Annotated in this window: 12 protein-coding genes; 4 read left to right on the top strand and 8 right to left on the bottom strand. The window is 66.0% G+C overall.

Going from position 1 to position 15,869, the window contains the following annotated elements; all coding sequences use genetic code 11:
* Window positions 1–170 precede the first annotated feature (170 nt).
* The 7 genes from C1877_RS13570 to C1877_RS13540 form a co-directional block, all read right to left on the bottom strand.
* Window positions 171–1,544: an ROK family protein gene (locus C1877_RS13570; RefSeq protein WP_015539811.1), complete on the bottom strand. Its 1,374-nt coding sequence runs from the start codon at window positions 1,542–1,544 to the stop codon at window positions 171–173.
* Between the two features lie 4 nt (window positions 1,545–1,548).
* Complete coding sequence (locus C1877_RS13565) at window positions 1,549–2,763, bottom strand: AGE family epimerase/isomerase (protein WP_114569416.1); 1,215 nt, start codon at window positions 2,761–2,763, stop codon at window positions 1,549–1,551.
* A 10-nt stretch (window positions 2,764–2,773) separates the two neighbouring features.
* Entirely contained in the window at window positions 2,774–3,757 is a 984-nt protein-coding gene (locus C1877_RS13560; protein WP_015539809.1) for a dihydrodipicolinate synthase family protein, read from the bottom strand.
* Between the two features lie 166 nt (window positions 3,758–3,923).
* Window positions 3,924–4,784, bottom strand: coding sequence for an ABC transporter ATP-binding protein (locus tag C1877_RS13555; protein ID WP_015539808.1), 861 nt, complete (start codon window positions 4,782–4,784; stop codon window positions 3,924–3,926).
* Window positions 4,781–6,808 (bottom strand): dipeptide/oligopeptide/nickel ABC transporter permease/ATP-binding protein, encoded by a 2,028-nt coding sequence (locus tag C1877_RS13550; protein ID WP_114569415.1) that lies wholly within the window; start codon window positions 6,806–6,808, stop codon window positions 4,781–4,783. Before C1877_RS13550 ends, C1877_RS13555 begins: the two co-directional genes overlap by 4 nt.
* Before the next feature lies 1 nt (window position 6,809).
* Window positions 6,810–7,766, bottom strand: coding sequence for an ABC transporter permease (locus tag C1877_RS13545; RefSeq protein ID WP_114569414.1), 957 nt, complete (start codon window positions 7,764–7,766; stop codon window positions 6,810–6,812).
* A gap of 281 nt (window positions 7,767–8,047) precedes the next feature.
* A complete protein-coding gene (locus tag C1877_RS13540; RefSeq protein WP_114569413.1) occupies window positions 8,048–9,658 on the bottom strand; it encodes an ABC transporter substrate-binding protein in 1,611 nt (536 codons plus the stop codon).
* A gap of 210 nt (window positions 9,659–9,868) precedes the next feature.
* Here C1877_RS13540 and C1877_RS13535 point away from each other — a divergent pair, with 210 nt between their 5' ends.
* From C1877_RS13535 to C1877_RS13520, 4 genes are all read left to right on the top strand, one after another.
* Window positions 9,869–10,489, top strand: coding sequence for a very short patch repair endonuclease (locus tag C1877_RS13535; protein WP_114569412.1), 621 nt, complete (start codon window positions 9,869–9,871; stop codon window positions 10,487–10,489).
* 153 nt (window positions 10,490–10,642) lie between these two features.
* Window positions 10,643–14,179 (top strand): pyruvate:ferredoxin (flavodoxin) oxidoreductase, encoded by a 3,537-nt coding sequence (gene nifJ / locus C1877_RS13530; RefSeq protein ID WP_041239437.1) that lies wholly within the window; start codon window positions 10,643–10,645, stop codon window positions 14,177–14,179.
* A 213-nt stretch (window positions 14,180–14,392) separates the two neighbouring features.
* Window positions 14,393–14,692 (top strand): type II toxin-antitoxin system RelB/DinJ family antitoxin, encoded by a 300-nt coding sequence (locus C1877_RS13525; protein ID WP_041239436.1) that lies wholly within the window; start codon window positions 14,393–14,395, stop codon window positions 14,690–14,692.
* Window position 14,693: 1 nt separating this feature from the next.
* Window positions 14,694–15,158: a PIN domain-containing protein gene (locus tag C1877_RS13520; protein WP_015539803.1), complete on the top strand. Its 465-nt coding sequence runs from the start codon at window positions 14,694–14,696 to the stop codon at window positions 15,156–15,158.
* Between the two features lie 115 nt (window positions 15,159–15,273).
* On the opposite strand, the gene C1877_RS13515 is transcribed toward C1877_RS13520, so the two are convergent.
* Window positions 15,274–15,759 (bottom strand): hypothetical protein, encoded by a 486-nt coding sequence (locus C1877_RS13515; protein WP_114569411.1) that lies wholly within the window; start codon window positions 15,757–15,759, stop codon window positions 15,274–15,276.
* Window positions 15,760–15,869 lie beyond the last annotated feature (110 nt).

The following is a 15,869-nucleotide window of genomic DNA, read 5'->3' as shown; positions in this document are numbered from 1 at the left end:
ATCCGTCTCATGCGGCGCGTTACGATTGCCAAACCGCCCCGTTTTTGACAGCAACCGGCCTTTTCGGCGTCAAGGCCCTTGAATGAGATCGGGGGAGGCCGGAAAAAAGCCCGCGCCATGCGACGCGGGCCTCGTCTTAACGATGAAGGGGGAGTGCCCCTTGCGCCTTTTTACGCCTCGGGGAGCGACGCGGCGGCCACGGACTGGCCCACGCGGCGCATCATCTCGTCGGGCAGCGTCACGTTGATCTGCGCGTCCAGCTCGGGATGCTCTTCGGCGAGCACGCGGTTGCACTCGCTGATCACGAGGTCGCCGCCCACGCCGGAGGCCACGCGGCCCAGCACCAGCAGCGTCTCGATCTCGTAGAACGAGCTGTACAGCACGAGCGTGTGCGCCAGGTACACGCCGATGGAGCGGAAGATGTCGAGCGCGCCCTCGTGGCCCTCGTTGGCCAGGCCCTGCACCACCTTGAGCTTCTCGGCGGGGGAGAGCTCCGGGTCGAGCTCGATGCCGGCGGCCGGAGCCAGCTTGATGACGGCGTCCTGGCTGAAGTACTTGCAGCCCACGCCGAAGTCGCCGGACCACTCGTCCTGCATGGCCGCAGGCGAAAGGTCCACCGGCGCGAACGCCAGCTCATTGATCCACCCGAGCACGTTGCCCTCGTCGTTCACGTAGCCCACGGCCTCGGAGGTTCCCATGGCGATGCCGAGGATGTCGCCCTTGCCCGTGCTCATGAAGCCGGCGAGCGCGGTCACGTCGCCGTCGTTGGCCACCACGAGCGGCACGTCGCCGATCTCCTTGCCGGCGCGGTCGTAGATGCTCTTCACCTCGTCGCGGCGCTCGCGCGGCACCTTGATGAACAGGGAGGCCACCATGGGGCTGTTGCCCACGAACGTGCCGGCCGACGACACGCCGATGGCGTCGACGCGCGGCATCTTGGAGGCGGCGGTCTTGAATGCGGTCACGATCTCGTTGAAGTGGTACTCCGGGTCCTCCGTCACCTTGGGGAACCACACGACCTCCTCGGAGTACACCGACTCGCCGTCGATGACGGCCGACACCTTGCGGTCCGACCCGCCGGCGTCGAAGCCGATGCGGCAGCCCTCCATGTGGCCTCCGATCTTCTTCGCGGCCTCGTTGGCGGCGGGGAAGTCGGCCTCCGTGCACGCCATGACCTCGAGCGGCTTCTCGTACACGTCGCCCACGAAGCCGTAGTCGAACGAGCGCGCGCCCTCGGGAGAGTACGCCTCAGCCAGCTTCGCCGCGATGTCGTCGCAGCCGCGCAGGTAGACGCGGAAGCCGCCGATGCTCCACAGCTCGAACTTCACCAGGCGCTCCACGTAGCGGAAGTCGGCCTCGGCGAACTCGCCGCCGCGGATCGCGCTCTCGCGCACGGAGATGAGCCCGTCCTCGCGCTCGACGGCCACGGCGATGGGATGCTCGGCACCCTCGAGGTATGCCTTCATCCACACGCCGAACGGGATGAAGCCCTCGTCCAGCACGGGCATGTTCTTGACGTCGTAGTCGATACCCAGATAGTTCATGTCGTCAGTCTCCAATCAACTCGGTCAAAACTCGTTCGGTCATGGACAGCGCGCGGGGCACGTGGAAGGGGCCCTTGAACGTGGAGCCCTTCGTGGGCGGCATCGTGGGCTTTCCGTCGCGGCGCAGGTAGCCGTACCACTCGCCGTACTCGGGGTCGGTGAAGTGCTCCTTGCAGTAGTCGATCGTGCGCAGCAGCCAGTCAAGGTAGTAGGCGTCGCCGGTGTCGCGGTAGGCCTTCGACGCGGCGATCATGATCTCGTTGTGTGGCCACCATAGCTTCATATCGTGCTCGTAGGCCTCGGTGGGCAGGCCCTTGCAGTCGATGAAGTAGAGCAGTCCGCCGAACTCCTCGTCCCAGCCGGCCTCGATGGCCAGGCGGAAGATCTGCTCGGCCGTGCGGTGCAGCTCCTCGTCGCCGCGGTAGTTGGCCTCGTCCATCATGAACCAGCTGCACTCGATGTCGTGCCCCGGGTTCACCACGCGGCCGGCGGTGTACCAGAGCTCCGGCTCGCCCTCCAGGTTCACGCTCTCCAGCGTGCAGCCGAGCTCCGGGCGGTAGTGCTCGTTCACGATGCGGTCGGTGCACTCGCGCGCGCGGCGGTCGTACTCTTCCGTGTTCGCGGGGTCCACACGACGCATGATGCCGATGATGTTGAGGAAGATCATCGGGTCGCCGAGCGCCCGCCCCGAGCGCGTCTCCGCGATGGTCTTGGGGCCCAGTCCCGTGGGGTCCTCGATCAGGCCGTTGTTCAGGTTGTAGATCAGCTCGTACGCCCGGCGCGCGCGCTCAAGGTAGACCGCTTCGCCGGTCAGGCCGTAGTACTCGGCGTTCGCGATGGCGTAGAAGCCCTCCGAGAAGCAGTAGCGGCGCTGGCGCAGGGGCTTGCCCTCCGCCGTCACCGTGAAGTACAGGCGGCCGCCCGCCTCGTGGTTGACGCAGTGCTCCTCCAGGAAGTCCAGGCAGCTCTTGGCGGCCTCCATCCACTCCGGGCGCTCGCCGTAGAGGTGGCAGAGGTACGAGAACGTCCAGGCGCAGCGGCCCTGCATCCACACGCTCTTGTCGGTGGAGTACACCTCGCCCTTGCGGTCGAGGCAGGTGTACACGCCGCCGTTCTCGCGGTCCATGCCGTGCTCGAGCCAGAAGTCCACGCAGGTATCCAGCTCCTTGCGGATCCAGTCGCGTACCTCGATCAGCTTCTCCGTGTTGTCCGCAGTCATGCAGGCCTCCCTATGCCGAGCAGCCGAAGACGGGGCAGGCGCTCCAGGTGGACTGGCGCGTGGGTGCGTCGGCATCCATGAGACCGGCCTTCTTGAGCACGTGCACGATGTGGTCCACGTCCTCGCCCTCGAGCGCGCACACGGGCTCGCGCATCTGGTTCGTGTTGAACACGCCCATCTGCCACAGCGCCGTCTTGAACGCGCCCACGCCGGCGCCGAAGCCCACGGTGGCCTTCACCTCGCGCGTCACGAACATGAGGCGGGCCAGGTGGTTCTGGATATCGCGCACGCGCTCCCAATCGCCGGCCTGCGCCGCGCGCCACTGCTCCACGTAGCTGGCCGGATCGATGTTGGCGAGGCCCGGCACCGAGCCGTCCGCACCGCCCAGGTACGCGCCGTCCACGACCACCTCGTGGCCGGTCAGCAGCTGCAGCGGGTGGCCGGCGTCCTCGTTCTGCAGGCAGAGCCAGCGGAACGACACGTCGTCGCCCGACGAGTCCTTCACGCCCTGCAGTACGCCGTCCTCGCCGAGGCGCACCAGCATGGTGGGATCGAGCTTCGTGTGCACGCACGCCGGCAGGTCGTAGGCGAACAGGGGCAGGTCGGTATGCTCGCGGATGGCGCGGAAGTGGCGCTCCACCTCCTTGGGGCCGCCCAGCGCGTAGAACGGCGCCGTGGCCACGAGCGCGTCCACGCCGTAGCCGGCCGCGCGCTTGGCCTGGTCGACCACGCGAAGCGTCTCCATGTCGATGATGCCCGCCAGCACCGGCACGCGGCCGTGCACCATGGCCACGGCCTCCTGCAGCACGTGGTAGCGCTGCGCGTCGGTGAGGAAGGCCACCTCGCCCGAGGAGCCGAGGAAGAACAGGCCGTCGACGCCGGCTTCGATCATGCGGTTGATGGAGCGCTCGAGCGCCTCCAGGTCGAGCTGGCGCTTCTCGGTCAGCGGGATGACGACCGGCGGAATTACGCCGCGGAACGGTGAGTCAGTCATGGGAGCTAATCCTCTTTTCCTGTTGCGATTCTAAACGACAAAACTTTAATTCCCCTGATGGCCGCCGTCAACGTACGGTAAGGGGCGACCACAAGAAAAGCGCCTCGAAAGGAGCAGCCCCCGGATCTCTCCGAGGGCTGCGATCCGCCGTATGCGTCGACCGGGCTTACTTGCCCAGCTCGGGATGCAGCAGCGAGGGCGCCGCGCCCAAAAGCAGCTTCGTGTACTCGTCCTTAGGGTTCGAGAACACCTCCTCCGCCGTGCCGTTCTCCACGGCCACGCCGGCGTTCATGACGATGATGCGGTCCGAGATATAGCGCACCGTCTGGATGTCGTGGCTGATGAACACCATCGACAGGCCCAGGTCGCGCTTCAGGTCCATCAGCAGGTTCAAGATCTGAGCGCGCACCGACACGTCCAGCGCGCTCGTGGGCTCGTCGGCGATGATGGCATCGGGCTTGAGCGACAGGGCGCGGGCGATGGCCACGCGCTGGCGCTGGCCGCCGGAGAGCTGTCCCGGCAGCGCGTCGAGCACCGATCCCGGCAGGCCCACCATCTCGATGAGCTCCTGCACGCGTGCCTCGCGCGAGGCCTTGTCGCCGATCTTGTGCACCACGAGCGGGTCCATGAGCTGGTCGTGCACGCTCATGCGGGCGTTCAAGGCCGTGGCCGGGTCTTGGAACACCACCGATATCACGCGGCCGATGAGGCGGCGCTCGGCGGCGGTGCGCTTCGTCACGTCCTTGCCCTTGAAGAACACCCTGCCCGACGTGGGCTGCTGCAGGCCGCACATGACGTTGGCCGTGGTGGACTTGCCGCAGCCCGACTCGCCCACGATGCCCAGCGTCTGGCCCGGCATGAGCTTGAGCGTGAGCCCGCGCACGGCCTGCACCTTGTTCGGGTGCAGGATGGAGCCGGTGCGCGTCTTGAACGTCACGCGGATGTCGTCGAGGAAGATGATGGGGGTGGGCTCGCCGTCCGCGCCCGCAGGCGCGGCGGCCGTCCCGTTCAGTTTCTCATCGCTCATATCAGCGGACCTCCTGGCACGTAGGGCTTGATACCAAGTCGTTTGAGCTCGCTGTCAAGCAGCTCGCCGTAGTAGTGGTCGGTGCCCTCCACGCGCTTGAGCACGGGGCGCAGCTGCGAGACCTTGTCGGGATGGCTCGAGCGCGGCGTGAAGCGGTCGCCCTCGGGGAAGTCCTTCGGCGAGGGCACGGAGCCCGGCACCTGGTGCAGGCGGGCGCCGCCGGCCTCGATGGAGAGCACCGAGCCCAGAAGGCCGCGCGTGTACTCGTGCACGGGGTGGCACAGGATGTCCGTGACCGGGCCCTGCTCCACCACTTGGCCGGCGTACATGACGGTGATGGAGTTGGCCACCTCGGCCACGAGGGCCAGGTCGTGGCTCACGAACACCATTGCGAAGCCCAGCTCCTTCTGCAGCTTGTTCAGCAGGTCGATGACCTGCTTCTGCACCGTCACGTCGAGGGCCGTGGTGGGCTCGTCGGCGATGATGAGCTTCGGGTCGCGCGTGAGCGCCATGGCGATGAGCACGCGCTGGCGCTGGCCGCCGGAGAGCTCGTGGGGGTAGGAACCCAGCGTGCGCTTCGGGTCCAGGCCCACCAGCTCCAACAGCTCCTCGGCGCTGCGGGTGCCCCCGCGCTTCGTGAGCTGCTTCATCTGCGACTTGATGAGCATGGAGGGGTTCAAGGACGACAGCGCGTCCTGGTAGATCATGGCGATCTCGCGGCCGCGCAGCGCGTTCATCTGGCGCTGGCTCATGGCGAGCAGGTTCTGCCCGTCGTAGAGCACCTCGCCGGTGACGGTGGCCTTCGGGTCCAGGAGCCCCATGATGGTGAGCGAGGTGATGGACTTGCCGCAGCCCGACTCGCCCACGAGGCCCATGGTCTGGCGCGGGCGCACCACGAAGCTCACGTGGTCGACCACGTTCACGTCGCCATGGCGCGGGAACTTGATGCACAGGTCCTTGACCTCCAGGATGGGCGGCACGTCGGTGCGCGCCTCGAAGCGGTCGGTGCGCGTTTTCTCCACGGCTTGCAGCTGGGCCAGGCGCTTCTCCAGCATCTCGGCCTGGGCGGCGTAGGCCAGCGTCGGGTCGGCGACCATCTTGTCGGCCTCGCGGTTCGCGGCGAGCGCGTCGTCGGCGGCCTTGACGGGGGCCTTGGGGGCCGCGGCCATGGCATCGGTGATGCCCTCGGACAGGATGTTCAGGCACAGCACCGTGATCATGATGGCCAGGCCCGGGAATAGCGCCTGCCACCAACGGCCCGCCAGCACGCCGCCGCGCGCGTCGGACAGGATGTTGCCCCACGTGGGCGTGGGCTCGGGGATGCCGGCCGAGATGAACGACAGCGAGGCCTCGAACACGATGGCGTCGGCCACCAGCACGATGGTGAACACCATGACCGGGGCGATGCAGTTGCGGATGACGTGCTTCACGAGGATCCAGGGGGCGCGGGCGCCGGAGACGACGACGGCGCGCACGTAATCCTGGTTGTACTCGCTCACCACGTTGGCGCGCACGATACGCGCGATCTGCGGAATGTAGAGGAAGCCGATGGCGAAGATGAGCGAGGGCACCGAGCTGCCGAACGCGATGACGAACGTGGCGGCCAGGGCGATGCCGGGGAAGGACATGACCACGTCCAGCACGCGCATGATGACTTCCGACACCCACTTGCGCGACACGGCGGCGACGGCGCCGATGATGGAGCCGCAGATGAGCGCGAACGCCGTGGCGCCGAGGCCGATGATGAGCGAGTAGCGCGCGCCGTACATCATGCGCGACAGCACGTCGCGGCCCTTGTCGTCGGTGCCGAACAGGAACTGGGCGTCGGGGGCCTGGCGGGCGGTGAAGATGGCGTATGGGTCGTGCGGCGCGAGGATGTTGGCCAGCACGGCGATCATCACGATGAGGATTAGCACGACAAGCGAGATGCGCGATCCGATGGACATGGCCTTCCAGCGGCGGAAGTGCACCTTGCCGGGGTTGGACTCGAGCTTTGCGGTAGTGTTCTCTCGTAGCTTAACCATGTCACACCGTCCTGATACGCGGGTCGATCAGGATATAGAGCATATCCACGATGATGTTGATGATGATGAACGTGATGGCCACCACCAGCACGACGCCCTGCACGAGCATCGTGTAGCTGGACTGGATGCCCGAGAGGATGGCCATGCCCATGCCGGGCAGGTTGAAGATGACTTCGATGACCACGGCGCCGCCGATGAGGTAGCCGATGCGCAGGCCGAGCACCGTCACCGGGGTGATGAGCGCGTTGCGCAGCACGTTGCGGGCCACCACGACGCTCTTTGGGATGCCGGCGCCGAGCGCGGTGCGCACGTAGTCGCGGTCGAGCTCCTCCACCATGGACGTGCGGATGACGCGCGTGAGCTGGCCCGAAACCGGCACGCCCAGCGCGATGGCCGGCAGTGCCATGCGTGCGAGCCATCCGCCGGGGTCGGAGACCAGCGGGGGCAGGGGACCCGAGGCCGGCAGCACGTGCAGCATCGACGAGAACAAGAGGATCATGAGGACCGCCAGCCAGAACGACGGGGTGGCGATGCACGCGATAGAGAACACGCGGATGATCTGGTCGGGCCATCGGTCGCGGCACAGCGCCGAGACCACGCCCAAGATCACCGCCACCACCACGCCGATGATGAGGCCGAAGAACGTGAGCTGGAGCGTGACGGGCAGCGCCTGCCCGATGCGCTCGGCCACGGAGGCGTTGTTCGCGCCGTAGGTGCCCAGGTCGCCTTGGGCCAGGCCCACCATGTAGTTGCCGTACTGCACGAGGATAGGGTCGTTCAGCCCGTGGTCCTCGCGATACTGTTGGACTTGCGCCTCGGTCGCGTTCTCTCCCAGGACCGAATACGCTTGGTCGATGGGCGAGAGCGCCATGACGAAGAATACGAGGATGGTGACACCGAATATCATGATCGGCAGCGCTATGAGGCGCCGTCCGATCATACGCAGCAGGTTGCTCACCGCACCCTCCTTTCGCTCTTGGCTCTGATCGGTTACGTTACATGTTGCCAGCTGCCCGTTCTCGCAAGAAAGGCGGCCAAGCCCCCTCCGTGAGCAGCTTTCCTTATTCTATATGAGTCCTTGGGGTTTCTTTGCGAAAAATAGGAAGCAAAGCGAGAAAGGGGGCGCAGGCAGGGCCGACAATACGCGACCCCGCCTGCGCACGGGCCGCCTTGCCGAAAAAAGGGCCCGCCCCAGCGGGCAGGCCCTTCCGAAACACCTTGTGCGAACCGGTGGTTCCCTTACGCCTTGGGGCTGGCGCCCAGGAACACGAGGCCCGTCGTGGCGATGGGCTTGAAGCCGGAGATCATGCTCTCCTGGTAGCCCGTGGCGATCTGGCGGTGGAACAGCGGGTACAGCGGCACCTGCTCGGCCAGGAGGTCGAAGCACTGGTTCCACAGGTCCTGCTGCTTGGAGGAATCCGCCTCGCGCGCCTGCTGCATGAGCTCCTGCAGCTCGGCCCACTTGCCGTCGGCGGCCTTGCTCCAGCACGTACGGCCCTGGGTCCAGATGTTGTCGCCGTACCACCAGCTCATGAGCAGGTCGGGGTCGTTGCCGAAGCAGGTCGGGTCGCCCGGGGTGAGCATGACGTCGTAGGCGAGCGTGGAATCGGGGGCGGCGTACTCGCTCCAGTTGATCTTCTGCTCGTCGATGGTGCAGTCGACGCCGGCGGCCTTGAGGTCTTCCTTGATCTGCGGGGCGAGGTCCTTAACCCAGTTGTTGTTCACGACGAGCGTGAAGGCCAGGTTCTCCACGCCGGCCTCGGCGAGCAGGCTCTTGGCCTTCTCCACGTCGTGCGTGTAGACCGTGGCGGCCTTGTGGTAGTTGGCGTGCTCTTCCGGCAGGAAGCCCGTGACCGGGGCGGCATGGCCGTTCAGCTGGTTGGAGATGAGCTTCTCCACGTCCACGGCGTAGTAGAGCGCCTGGCGCACACGGTAGTCGTCGAACGGTGCTTTCAGCGTGTTGAACATGAAGAACGCCTGGTTGAAGCCCTGGGCGTACTCGACGGTGGCGCCGGCGGCGGAGAGCTGGTCGGCGTTGGCGTCAGGCACGTTCTCCATGACCTGGACCGTGGCCTCCTGCAGCGCCGTCGTGCGGGCGGTGCCGTCCAGCAGGATGTTCCACTCCATGGAGTCGGCCGTGGGCTTGTACTGGCCCTCGTAGTTCGGGTTGGGGACGAACTTGATGGTGCCGCCGTCGTCGCCGTTGACGCTCTCGTACATCCACGGGCCGGAGCCGATGGGCATGGTCTTGAGCTGGTCCTCGGTGAGGGAGGCGGGGAACACCTTCGCCACGGTCAGGCGGTCCTTCAGCAGCGCGAAGGGGTACTTCAGCTTGATGGTGACCGTCTTGTCGTCCTTCTCGGCGACCGAGTCGATGAACGACAGGAATGCGCCGCAGGTGGCGTCGGCCATGTTGACCTCGAGCGCGTTCACCACGTCGGCCACGGTCACGTCCGTGCCGTCGGAGAACTTGGCGCCGTCGCGCAGGGCCACTTCGTACTCGGTGTCGGAGACCTTCGTGGGGTCGCCGGCGGCGAGCGCGTTGTAGGTCTTGTACGTGTGCAGGTCGAGGTCGTACAGGCCCTCGAACACGTGCCACGTGGCGGCCAGCATGAGCGCGGAGCCGCCGTTCAGGCCCACGGGGTTCACGTTCGTGGACGTGTAGGCGCAGGCGCCCGTCAGGGTGCCGCCCTCGGCAGGGGCGTCGGTGCCGGAGTCCTGCTTGGGCTCTTCCTTGGGGGTCTCGCCGCCGCCGCAGCCGGCGAGCGCGAGTCCGGCGGCCGTCGCGGCGACGGCGCCTCCCGCCAGGAACGTGCGGCGGGTCAAAGGTGCTTTCAAAGGCTGTTCCATAGGTTTCCCTCCATTCGGTGACGGGGCCTTCCTAGCCCCGAGCATACGCGCGTGCTTGCGCACGCGCACAACAGCTTTGCCTATTATGGTGTAAAACGCCGAGAAAATAAAGAACTTGTAAACTCAATATTGGGATTATCATTCTAAGAAGAAAATATATGAACTGGGAAAACACGTGCTATCATGCGGCGCATGAGCGTAAGTAAACAGATGGGTAACGGGGCGTGGAACCGGGGCGAGCGAGCAGGTTCCGCGGGCTGCGAGGCGGCCGGGCCGGGCGCCGGGCCCTTCCGGGCGCGCGTGGAGCTGCTCGCCGGCCGCGCGCTGCCCGCCCCGGCGCGCGTGGCGGCTCCGCCCGCCCCGGCGCGCGTGGCGGCTCCGCCCGCCACGAACGAGAACGTGCGCAAGTCCATGCGGGGCAACAAGCGCGCCGACACGAGGCCCGAGCTCGTCGTGCGGGCCCGCCTGCGCGCGGCGGGGCTTTCGGGCTACCGCCTGCAGTGGAAGGTGCCGGGGCATCCCGACGTGGCTTGGCCGGGCAAGAAGGTGGCCCTGTTCGTCAACGGATGCTTCTGGCACCGCTGCCCGCACTGCAACCTCTCGCTGCCCAAGAGCAACGTGGAGTACTGGGTGGTGAAGTTCGCGCGCAACGTGGAGCGCGACGAGCAGAGCCGCGCCGCCCTGGAGGCCTTGGGCTGGAAGGTGCACGTGGTCTGGGAATGCCAGCTGAAGAAGAAGGCCATCGACGCCACGATGGCCGAGCTGCTGCCCGTGCTCGCCGAGGAGCTGGACAAGGAGCTCGTGTCCGGGGCGCTCACCGATCCTGCATAATTCCCACCGCTTGCCGATGCGGGCGACCGCGCCGTGCCGGCCGCCGCGCCCGCCGCGCACGAAGGGGAGCCCCTGCTGGTATCATGGGAGCGGTGTGTTCTCCAGGCGCGAGGTTCGGCCCTGGTCGAAATCCCCTTAAGAGGAGAGGAAAGCATGACGAGAGAATTCAAATCCATGGACGGCAACAACGCCGCGGCTTACGTGTCCTACGCGTTCACCGAGGTGGCGGGCATCTATCCCATCACCCCGTCGAGCCCGATGGCCGACCTCGTTGACCAGTGGTCCGCTGCCGGCCAGAAGAACATCTTCGGCACGAAGGTGAAGGTGTGCGAGATGCAGTCCGAGGGCGGTGCCGCGGGCGCGGTCCACGGTTCGCTCGCCGCCGGCGCGCTCACCACCACCTACACGGCCTCGCAGGGCCTGCTCCTCATGATCCCCAACATGTACAAGATGGCCGCCGAGCAGCTGCCGTGCGTGTTCCACGTGAGCGCGCGCACCGTGGCCACGCAGGCGCTCTCCATCTTCGGCGACCACTCCGACGTCATGGCCTGCCGCCAGACGGGCTTCGCCATGCTGGCCGAGACGAACGTGCAGGAGGTCATGGACCTGTCCGCCGTGGCGCACCTCGCCGCCATCAAGGGCCGCGTGCCGTTCATCAACTTCTTCGACGGCTTCCGCACCTCCCACGAGGTGCAGAAGATCTCCGTGTGGGACTACGACGACCTGGCCGAGATGTGCGACATGGACGCGGTGCGCGCCTTCCGCGAGCACGCGCTCAACCCCGAGCACCCCGCCATGCGCGGCAGCCATGAGAACGGCGACGTGTTCTTCCAGCACCGCGAGGCCTGCAACGGCATCTACGATGCGCTGCCCGCCGTGGTCGAGGACTACATGCACCAGGTGAACGCCAAGCTCGGCACGAACTACGAGCTGTTCAACTACTACGGCGCGCCCGACGCCGACCGCGTGATCGTGGCCATGGGCTCGTTCTGCGACGTGGTTGAGGAGGTCGTGGACTACCTGAACGCGCACGGCGAGAAGGTGGGCCTGGTGAAGGTGCGCCTGTACCGCCCGTTCGTGAGCGAGAAGTTCATGGCGGCGCTGCCGGCCACGTGCAAGAAGATCGCGGTCATGGACCGCACGAAGGAGCCGGGCGCGCTCGGCGAGCCGCTGTACATGGACGTGGTGAACGCGCTCGCGCACGAGGGCCGAGGCGACCTCACCGTGGTGGGCGGCCGCTACGGCCTGGCCTCGAAGGACACCCCGCCCTCGTCGGTGTTCGCCGTGTACAAGGAGCTGGAGAAGGACGCCCCGGCGCGCGAGTTCACCGTGGGCATCGTGGACGACGTGACCAACCTGTCGCTTCCCGAGGACCCGGCGAGCCCCAACACGGCGGCCGCGGGCACGGTGGAGTGCAAGTTCTGGGGCCTCGGCGGCGACGGCACCGTGGGCGCGAACAAGAACTCCATCAAGATCATCGGCGACCACACCGACAAGTACGTGCAGGCCTACTTCCAGTACGACTCGAAGAAGACCGGCGGCGTGACCATCAGCCACCTGCGCTTCGGCGACTCTCCCATCCGCAGCACCTATTATGTGAACAAGGCCGACTTCGTGGCCTGCCACAACCCGTCCTACGTCACCAAGGGCTTCCGCATGGTGAACGACGTGAAGCCGGGCGGCACGTTCATGATCAACTGCCAGTGGACGCCGGAAGAGCTTGAGCATCATCTGAACGCCGAGGCCAAGCGCTATATCGCCAACAACGGCATCAAGCTCTACACCATCAACGCCATCGACCTTGCCCGCGAGATCGGCATGGGCAAGCGCACGAACACCATCCTGCAGTCGGCGTTCTTCACGCTGGCGAACGTCATCCCTCAGGACGAGGCCATCCAGTACATGAAGGATGCGGCCACGAAGTCCTATATGAAGAAGGGCCAGGACGTCGTCGATATGAACCACCGCGCCATCGATGCGGGTGCCACCGCATTCGTGCAGGTGGAGGTCCCGGCCAGCTGGGCCGAGGCCGTCGATGAGGGCGAGGCCCCCGCGCTTGAGGGCCGTGCCGAAGTGGTGAAGATGGTGCGCGAGATCATGGAGCCGGTGGGCCGCATGGACGGCGACCGCCTGCCTGTGTCCGCGTTCATTCCGCACGTGGACGGCCAGTTCGAGCAGGGCGCTGCGGCGTACGAGAAGCGCGGCGTGGCCGTGAGCGTTCCCGCCTGGGACGCCGCCACCTGCATCCAGTGCAACCAGTGCGCGTTCGTCTGCCCGCATGCCACCATCCGTCCCTTCGCCCTCACCGAGGCGGAGGCTGCGGCGGCACCGGCTGCGACCACGCTCGTGCCGGCGAAGGGCAAGGCCGCTGCCGGCCTGCAGTACACGCTGGCCATCTCTCCGCTCGACTGCATGGGCTGCAGCGTGTGCGTGAACGTGTGCCCGTCCGACTCGCTTTCCATGGTGCCGCAGGAAGACGAGCTTGCCCAGCAGGACGTGTTCGACTACTGCGTGGAGCACGTGTCCGGCAAGCCCGAGCTGGAGGACGCCAGCGTCAAGGGCAGCCAGTTCAAGCAGCCGCTGCTGGAGTTCTCGGGCGCCTGCGCGGGCTGCGCCGAGACGGCGTACGCCAAGCTCGTCACCCAGCTGTTCGGCGACCGCATGTACATCACGAACGCCACCGGCTGCTCGTCCATCTGGGGCGGCCCGGCCGCCACGTCGCCGTACGCGGTGAACAAGGACGGCCGCGGCCCGGCCTGGTCGAACTCGCTGTTCGAGGACAACGCCGAGCATGGTCTGGGTATGCTGCTCGGGCACGAGGCCGTGCGCGACAAGCTGGTGGCCGACACCGAGGCGCTGCTGGCGACCGACGCCGGCGAGGACGTGCTGGCCGCGGCGCAGGCATGGCTCGATGCACGCGGCGAGGCCGAGGGCAGCAAGCTCGCCGCCGACGCCTACGTCGCCGAGCTGGAGAAGCTGGTGCCGGGCAACGAGCTGGCCGCCGCCATTCTCGAGAACAAGGACTACCTGGCCAAGAAGTCCGTCTGGATCTTCGGCGGCGACGGCTGGGCCTACGACATCGGCTACGGCGGACTCGACCACGTGCTGGCCTCCGGCCAGGACGTGAACGTGTTCGTGTTCGACACCGAGGTGTACTCCAACACGGGCGGCCAGGCGTCGAAGGCCTCCAACATCGGCCAGGTGGCGCAGTTCGCCGCCTCCGGCAAGGACATCAAGAAGAAGAGCCTCACCGAGATCGCCATGGCGTACGGCTACGTGTACGTGGCGCAGGTGGCCATGGGCGCCAAGCCGGCGCAGACCATCAAGGCCATCGCCGAGGCCGAGGCGTATCCGGGGCCGTCGCTGATCATCGGCTACTCGCCGTGCGAGATGCACTCCATCAAGGGCGGCATGGCCAACTGCCAGGACGAGATGAAGAAGGCCGTGGACTGCGGCTACTGGAACCTGTTCCGCTTCAACCCGGCCGCCGAGCCCGGAAAGAAGTTCGTGCTGGACTCCAAGGAGCCGGCGGGCGGCTACCAGGAGTTCCTCATGAACGAGGCCCGTTACAGCCGCCTGACCCGCGAGTTCCCCGAGCGCGCCGCCGAGCTCTTCGAGCGCAACGAGCAGGCCGCCCTGAATCGCTACGAGCACCTGCTGAAGCTGAAGGACCTCTACGCCCAGGCGTAAGGCCGGCTGCAAGGTAGCTTGCCTGACATAAGGCTCGTTATTGCAGGATGTTCAACAGAAAGGCGAGGCCGATCCGGCCTCGCCTTTGCTTCTCTCAGCTCCGCGCACACGGCCGCGCATAATGAGTGCTCGGGGTATCCCTGTCCCCCCGTTGCCTTCCCTTGATGTTGTACATAATATGTTGTACACTACGAGGAAAAGGAAGGAGGCCTTGTGGATGATGCTATGGTGACGGCGCGCATGGCGGCGGAGAAGAAGCGTCGCGGCGCGAGCGTCCTCACGCGCGATGGCTTGAGCGCATCGCAGGCCATCAACCTCATGTACGACCGGCTTATCGACGAAGGGGAGGCTGATTTCCTCTTTTCCAGTGACGCCCGCCCGGGCGACGATGCGAAATGGGCTGCGGCTGCGCGGTTCGTCGACGCCCTGACGTCGAAGCGATCCTCGCGTTTCGACGATATGACCAAGGCCGAGGTGAGGCGGGAGCGGCTCCGCGCAAAGGGCCTGATGTGAGATGGGCCGATTGAAGCTGCTGCTTGACACCAACGTTGTCATCGACTTTCTGCACGAGCGCGACCCTCACTACGCCAAAACGCGCTTGCTGATGATGGCGGGCCGGGTGGGTGAGTTCGATCTGTGGATCACCTCGTCGCAAGTGACGGATCTTATCTACATCCTCTCCGAAGCCGGGAGCCGCAAGCTTCTGCCGCGCGTACTCGAGCAGCTGCGTGGTCTGCGGACGTTCGTGAACGTGCACGCGGTGAGCGACCGGGAGGTCGACCGCATACTTGCGGCAGCGTGGAAGGATCCGGAGGATTCGCTGATATTCGAGTCGGCCCTGGAGATGAGGGCCGACGCCATCGTCACACGCAACCAGAAAGACTTCGAGTCGTCGGTGATCAAGGTTGTCGACTGCGACGAGTTCTTCGCCTGGATGCACGAGGAGTTCGGCTTCGATTACGACGAGGTCGCCATCTAGCAGGCGCTGCTTCTCTGTCGGCGGAACCTCGCCCGCCGTAAGGCGACGGGGCGGGGTTCCGCTTTTTCACCGGCGAGGCGTTAGGCGAGGCGCTGCGCGGTGCTTGCACATACGGCTAACGACCTTCCGCCTCGGGAGCCGCCTCGGGCGCGCCGAACGAGAGCTGGGTGCGCGTAATCTTGCACGAGAGGAACATGCACAGGGGCTCCACCTGTATGGCGACAACGTAGCAGATGATCCATAGCAAAGGGGCAGGTGCAAGCCAGCGATTCACGAACGACGCATCGATGCCGGAAACCATGGCGTTGAGGCAGAGCGATAGGATGAGGTACATGATAGTGCACAGAAGCACGTCCTTGAGCAGGAACCAGCTGAGCGACCCCTCCTTGGCTCCGCACGATACGGCGAACTTCATAGAGAGCGGGATAACGGGAAGCGCCGCCATGACAACCGTTCCGATAACGATTCCCGAAAGCGTTCCCATCAAAAGCCCCATCGGCTCGACCGCCGCTCCTGCGACGATCGGCGAGAAAAGGCTCATGGTGAAGGCGAGAAACACCGACATGAGAAATCCCATGGCTACGCGAAATGCTAATGACATTGCATACCTCTTTTCGACGAGGGCGAAAAGGCTGGCAGGCGGCAGTGGCGTGGGGATACGGGTCGTGCTGGGCGCATCACCTCCTTGCGAACGTATCGGATAACGAGCAT

The organism is Gordonibacter pamelaeae, assembly GCF_003340385.1.
Taxonomy (GTDB): domain Bacteria; phylum Actinomycetota; class Coriobacteriia; order Coriobacteriales; family Eggerthellaceae; genus Gordonibacter; species Gordonibacter pamelaeae.
The sequence above is the reverse complement of the archived record's forward strand: the minus strand, read 5'-3'. Positions and strand labels throughout refer to the sequence as shown.

Coding starts and splice junctions, on each gene's coding strand:
- C1877_RS13570 (WP_015539811.1), bottom strand. CDS start 1,544: ATGAACTATCTGGGTATCGACTACGACGTCAAGAACATGCCCGTGCTG.
- C1877_RS13565 (WP_114569416.1), bottom strand. CDS start 2,763: ATGACTGCGGACAACACGGAGAAGCTGATCGAGGTACGCGACTGGATC.
- C1877_RS13560 (WP_015539809.1), bottom strand. CDS start 3,757: ATGACTGACTCACCGTTCCGCGGCGTAATTCCGCCGGTCGTCATCCCG.
- C1877_RS13555 (WP_015539808.1), bottom strand. CDS start 4,784: ATGAGCGATGAGAAACTGAACGGGACGGCCGCCGCGCCTGCGGGCGCG.
- C1877_RS13550 (WP_114569415.1), bottom strand. CDS start 6,808: ATGGTTAAGCTACGAGAGAACACTACCGCAAAGCTCGAGTCCAACCCC.
- C1877_RS13540 (WP_114569413.1), bottom strand. CDS start 9,658: ATGGAACAGCCTTTGAAAGCACCTTTGACCCGCCGCACGTTCCTGGCG.
- C1877_RS13535 (WP_114569412.1), top strand. CDS start 9,869: ATGGGTAACGGGGCGTGGAACCGGGGCGAGCGAGCAGGTTCCGCGGGC.
- nifJ (WP_041239437.1), top strand. CDS start 10,643: ATGACGAGAGAATTCAAATCCATGGACGGCAACAACGCCGCGGCTTAC.
- C1877_RS13520 (WP_015539803.1), top strand. CDS start 14,694: ATGGGCCGATTGAAGCTGCTGCTTGACACCAACGTTGTCATCGACTTT.
- C1877_RS13515 (WP_114569411.1), bottom strand. CDS start 15,759: ATGTCATTAGCATTTCGCGTAGCCATGGGATTTCTCATGTCGGTGTTT.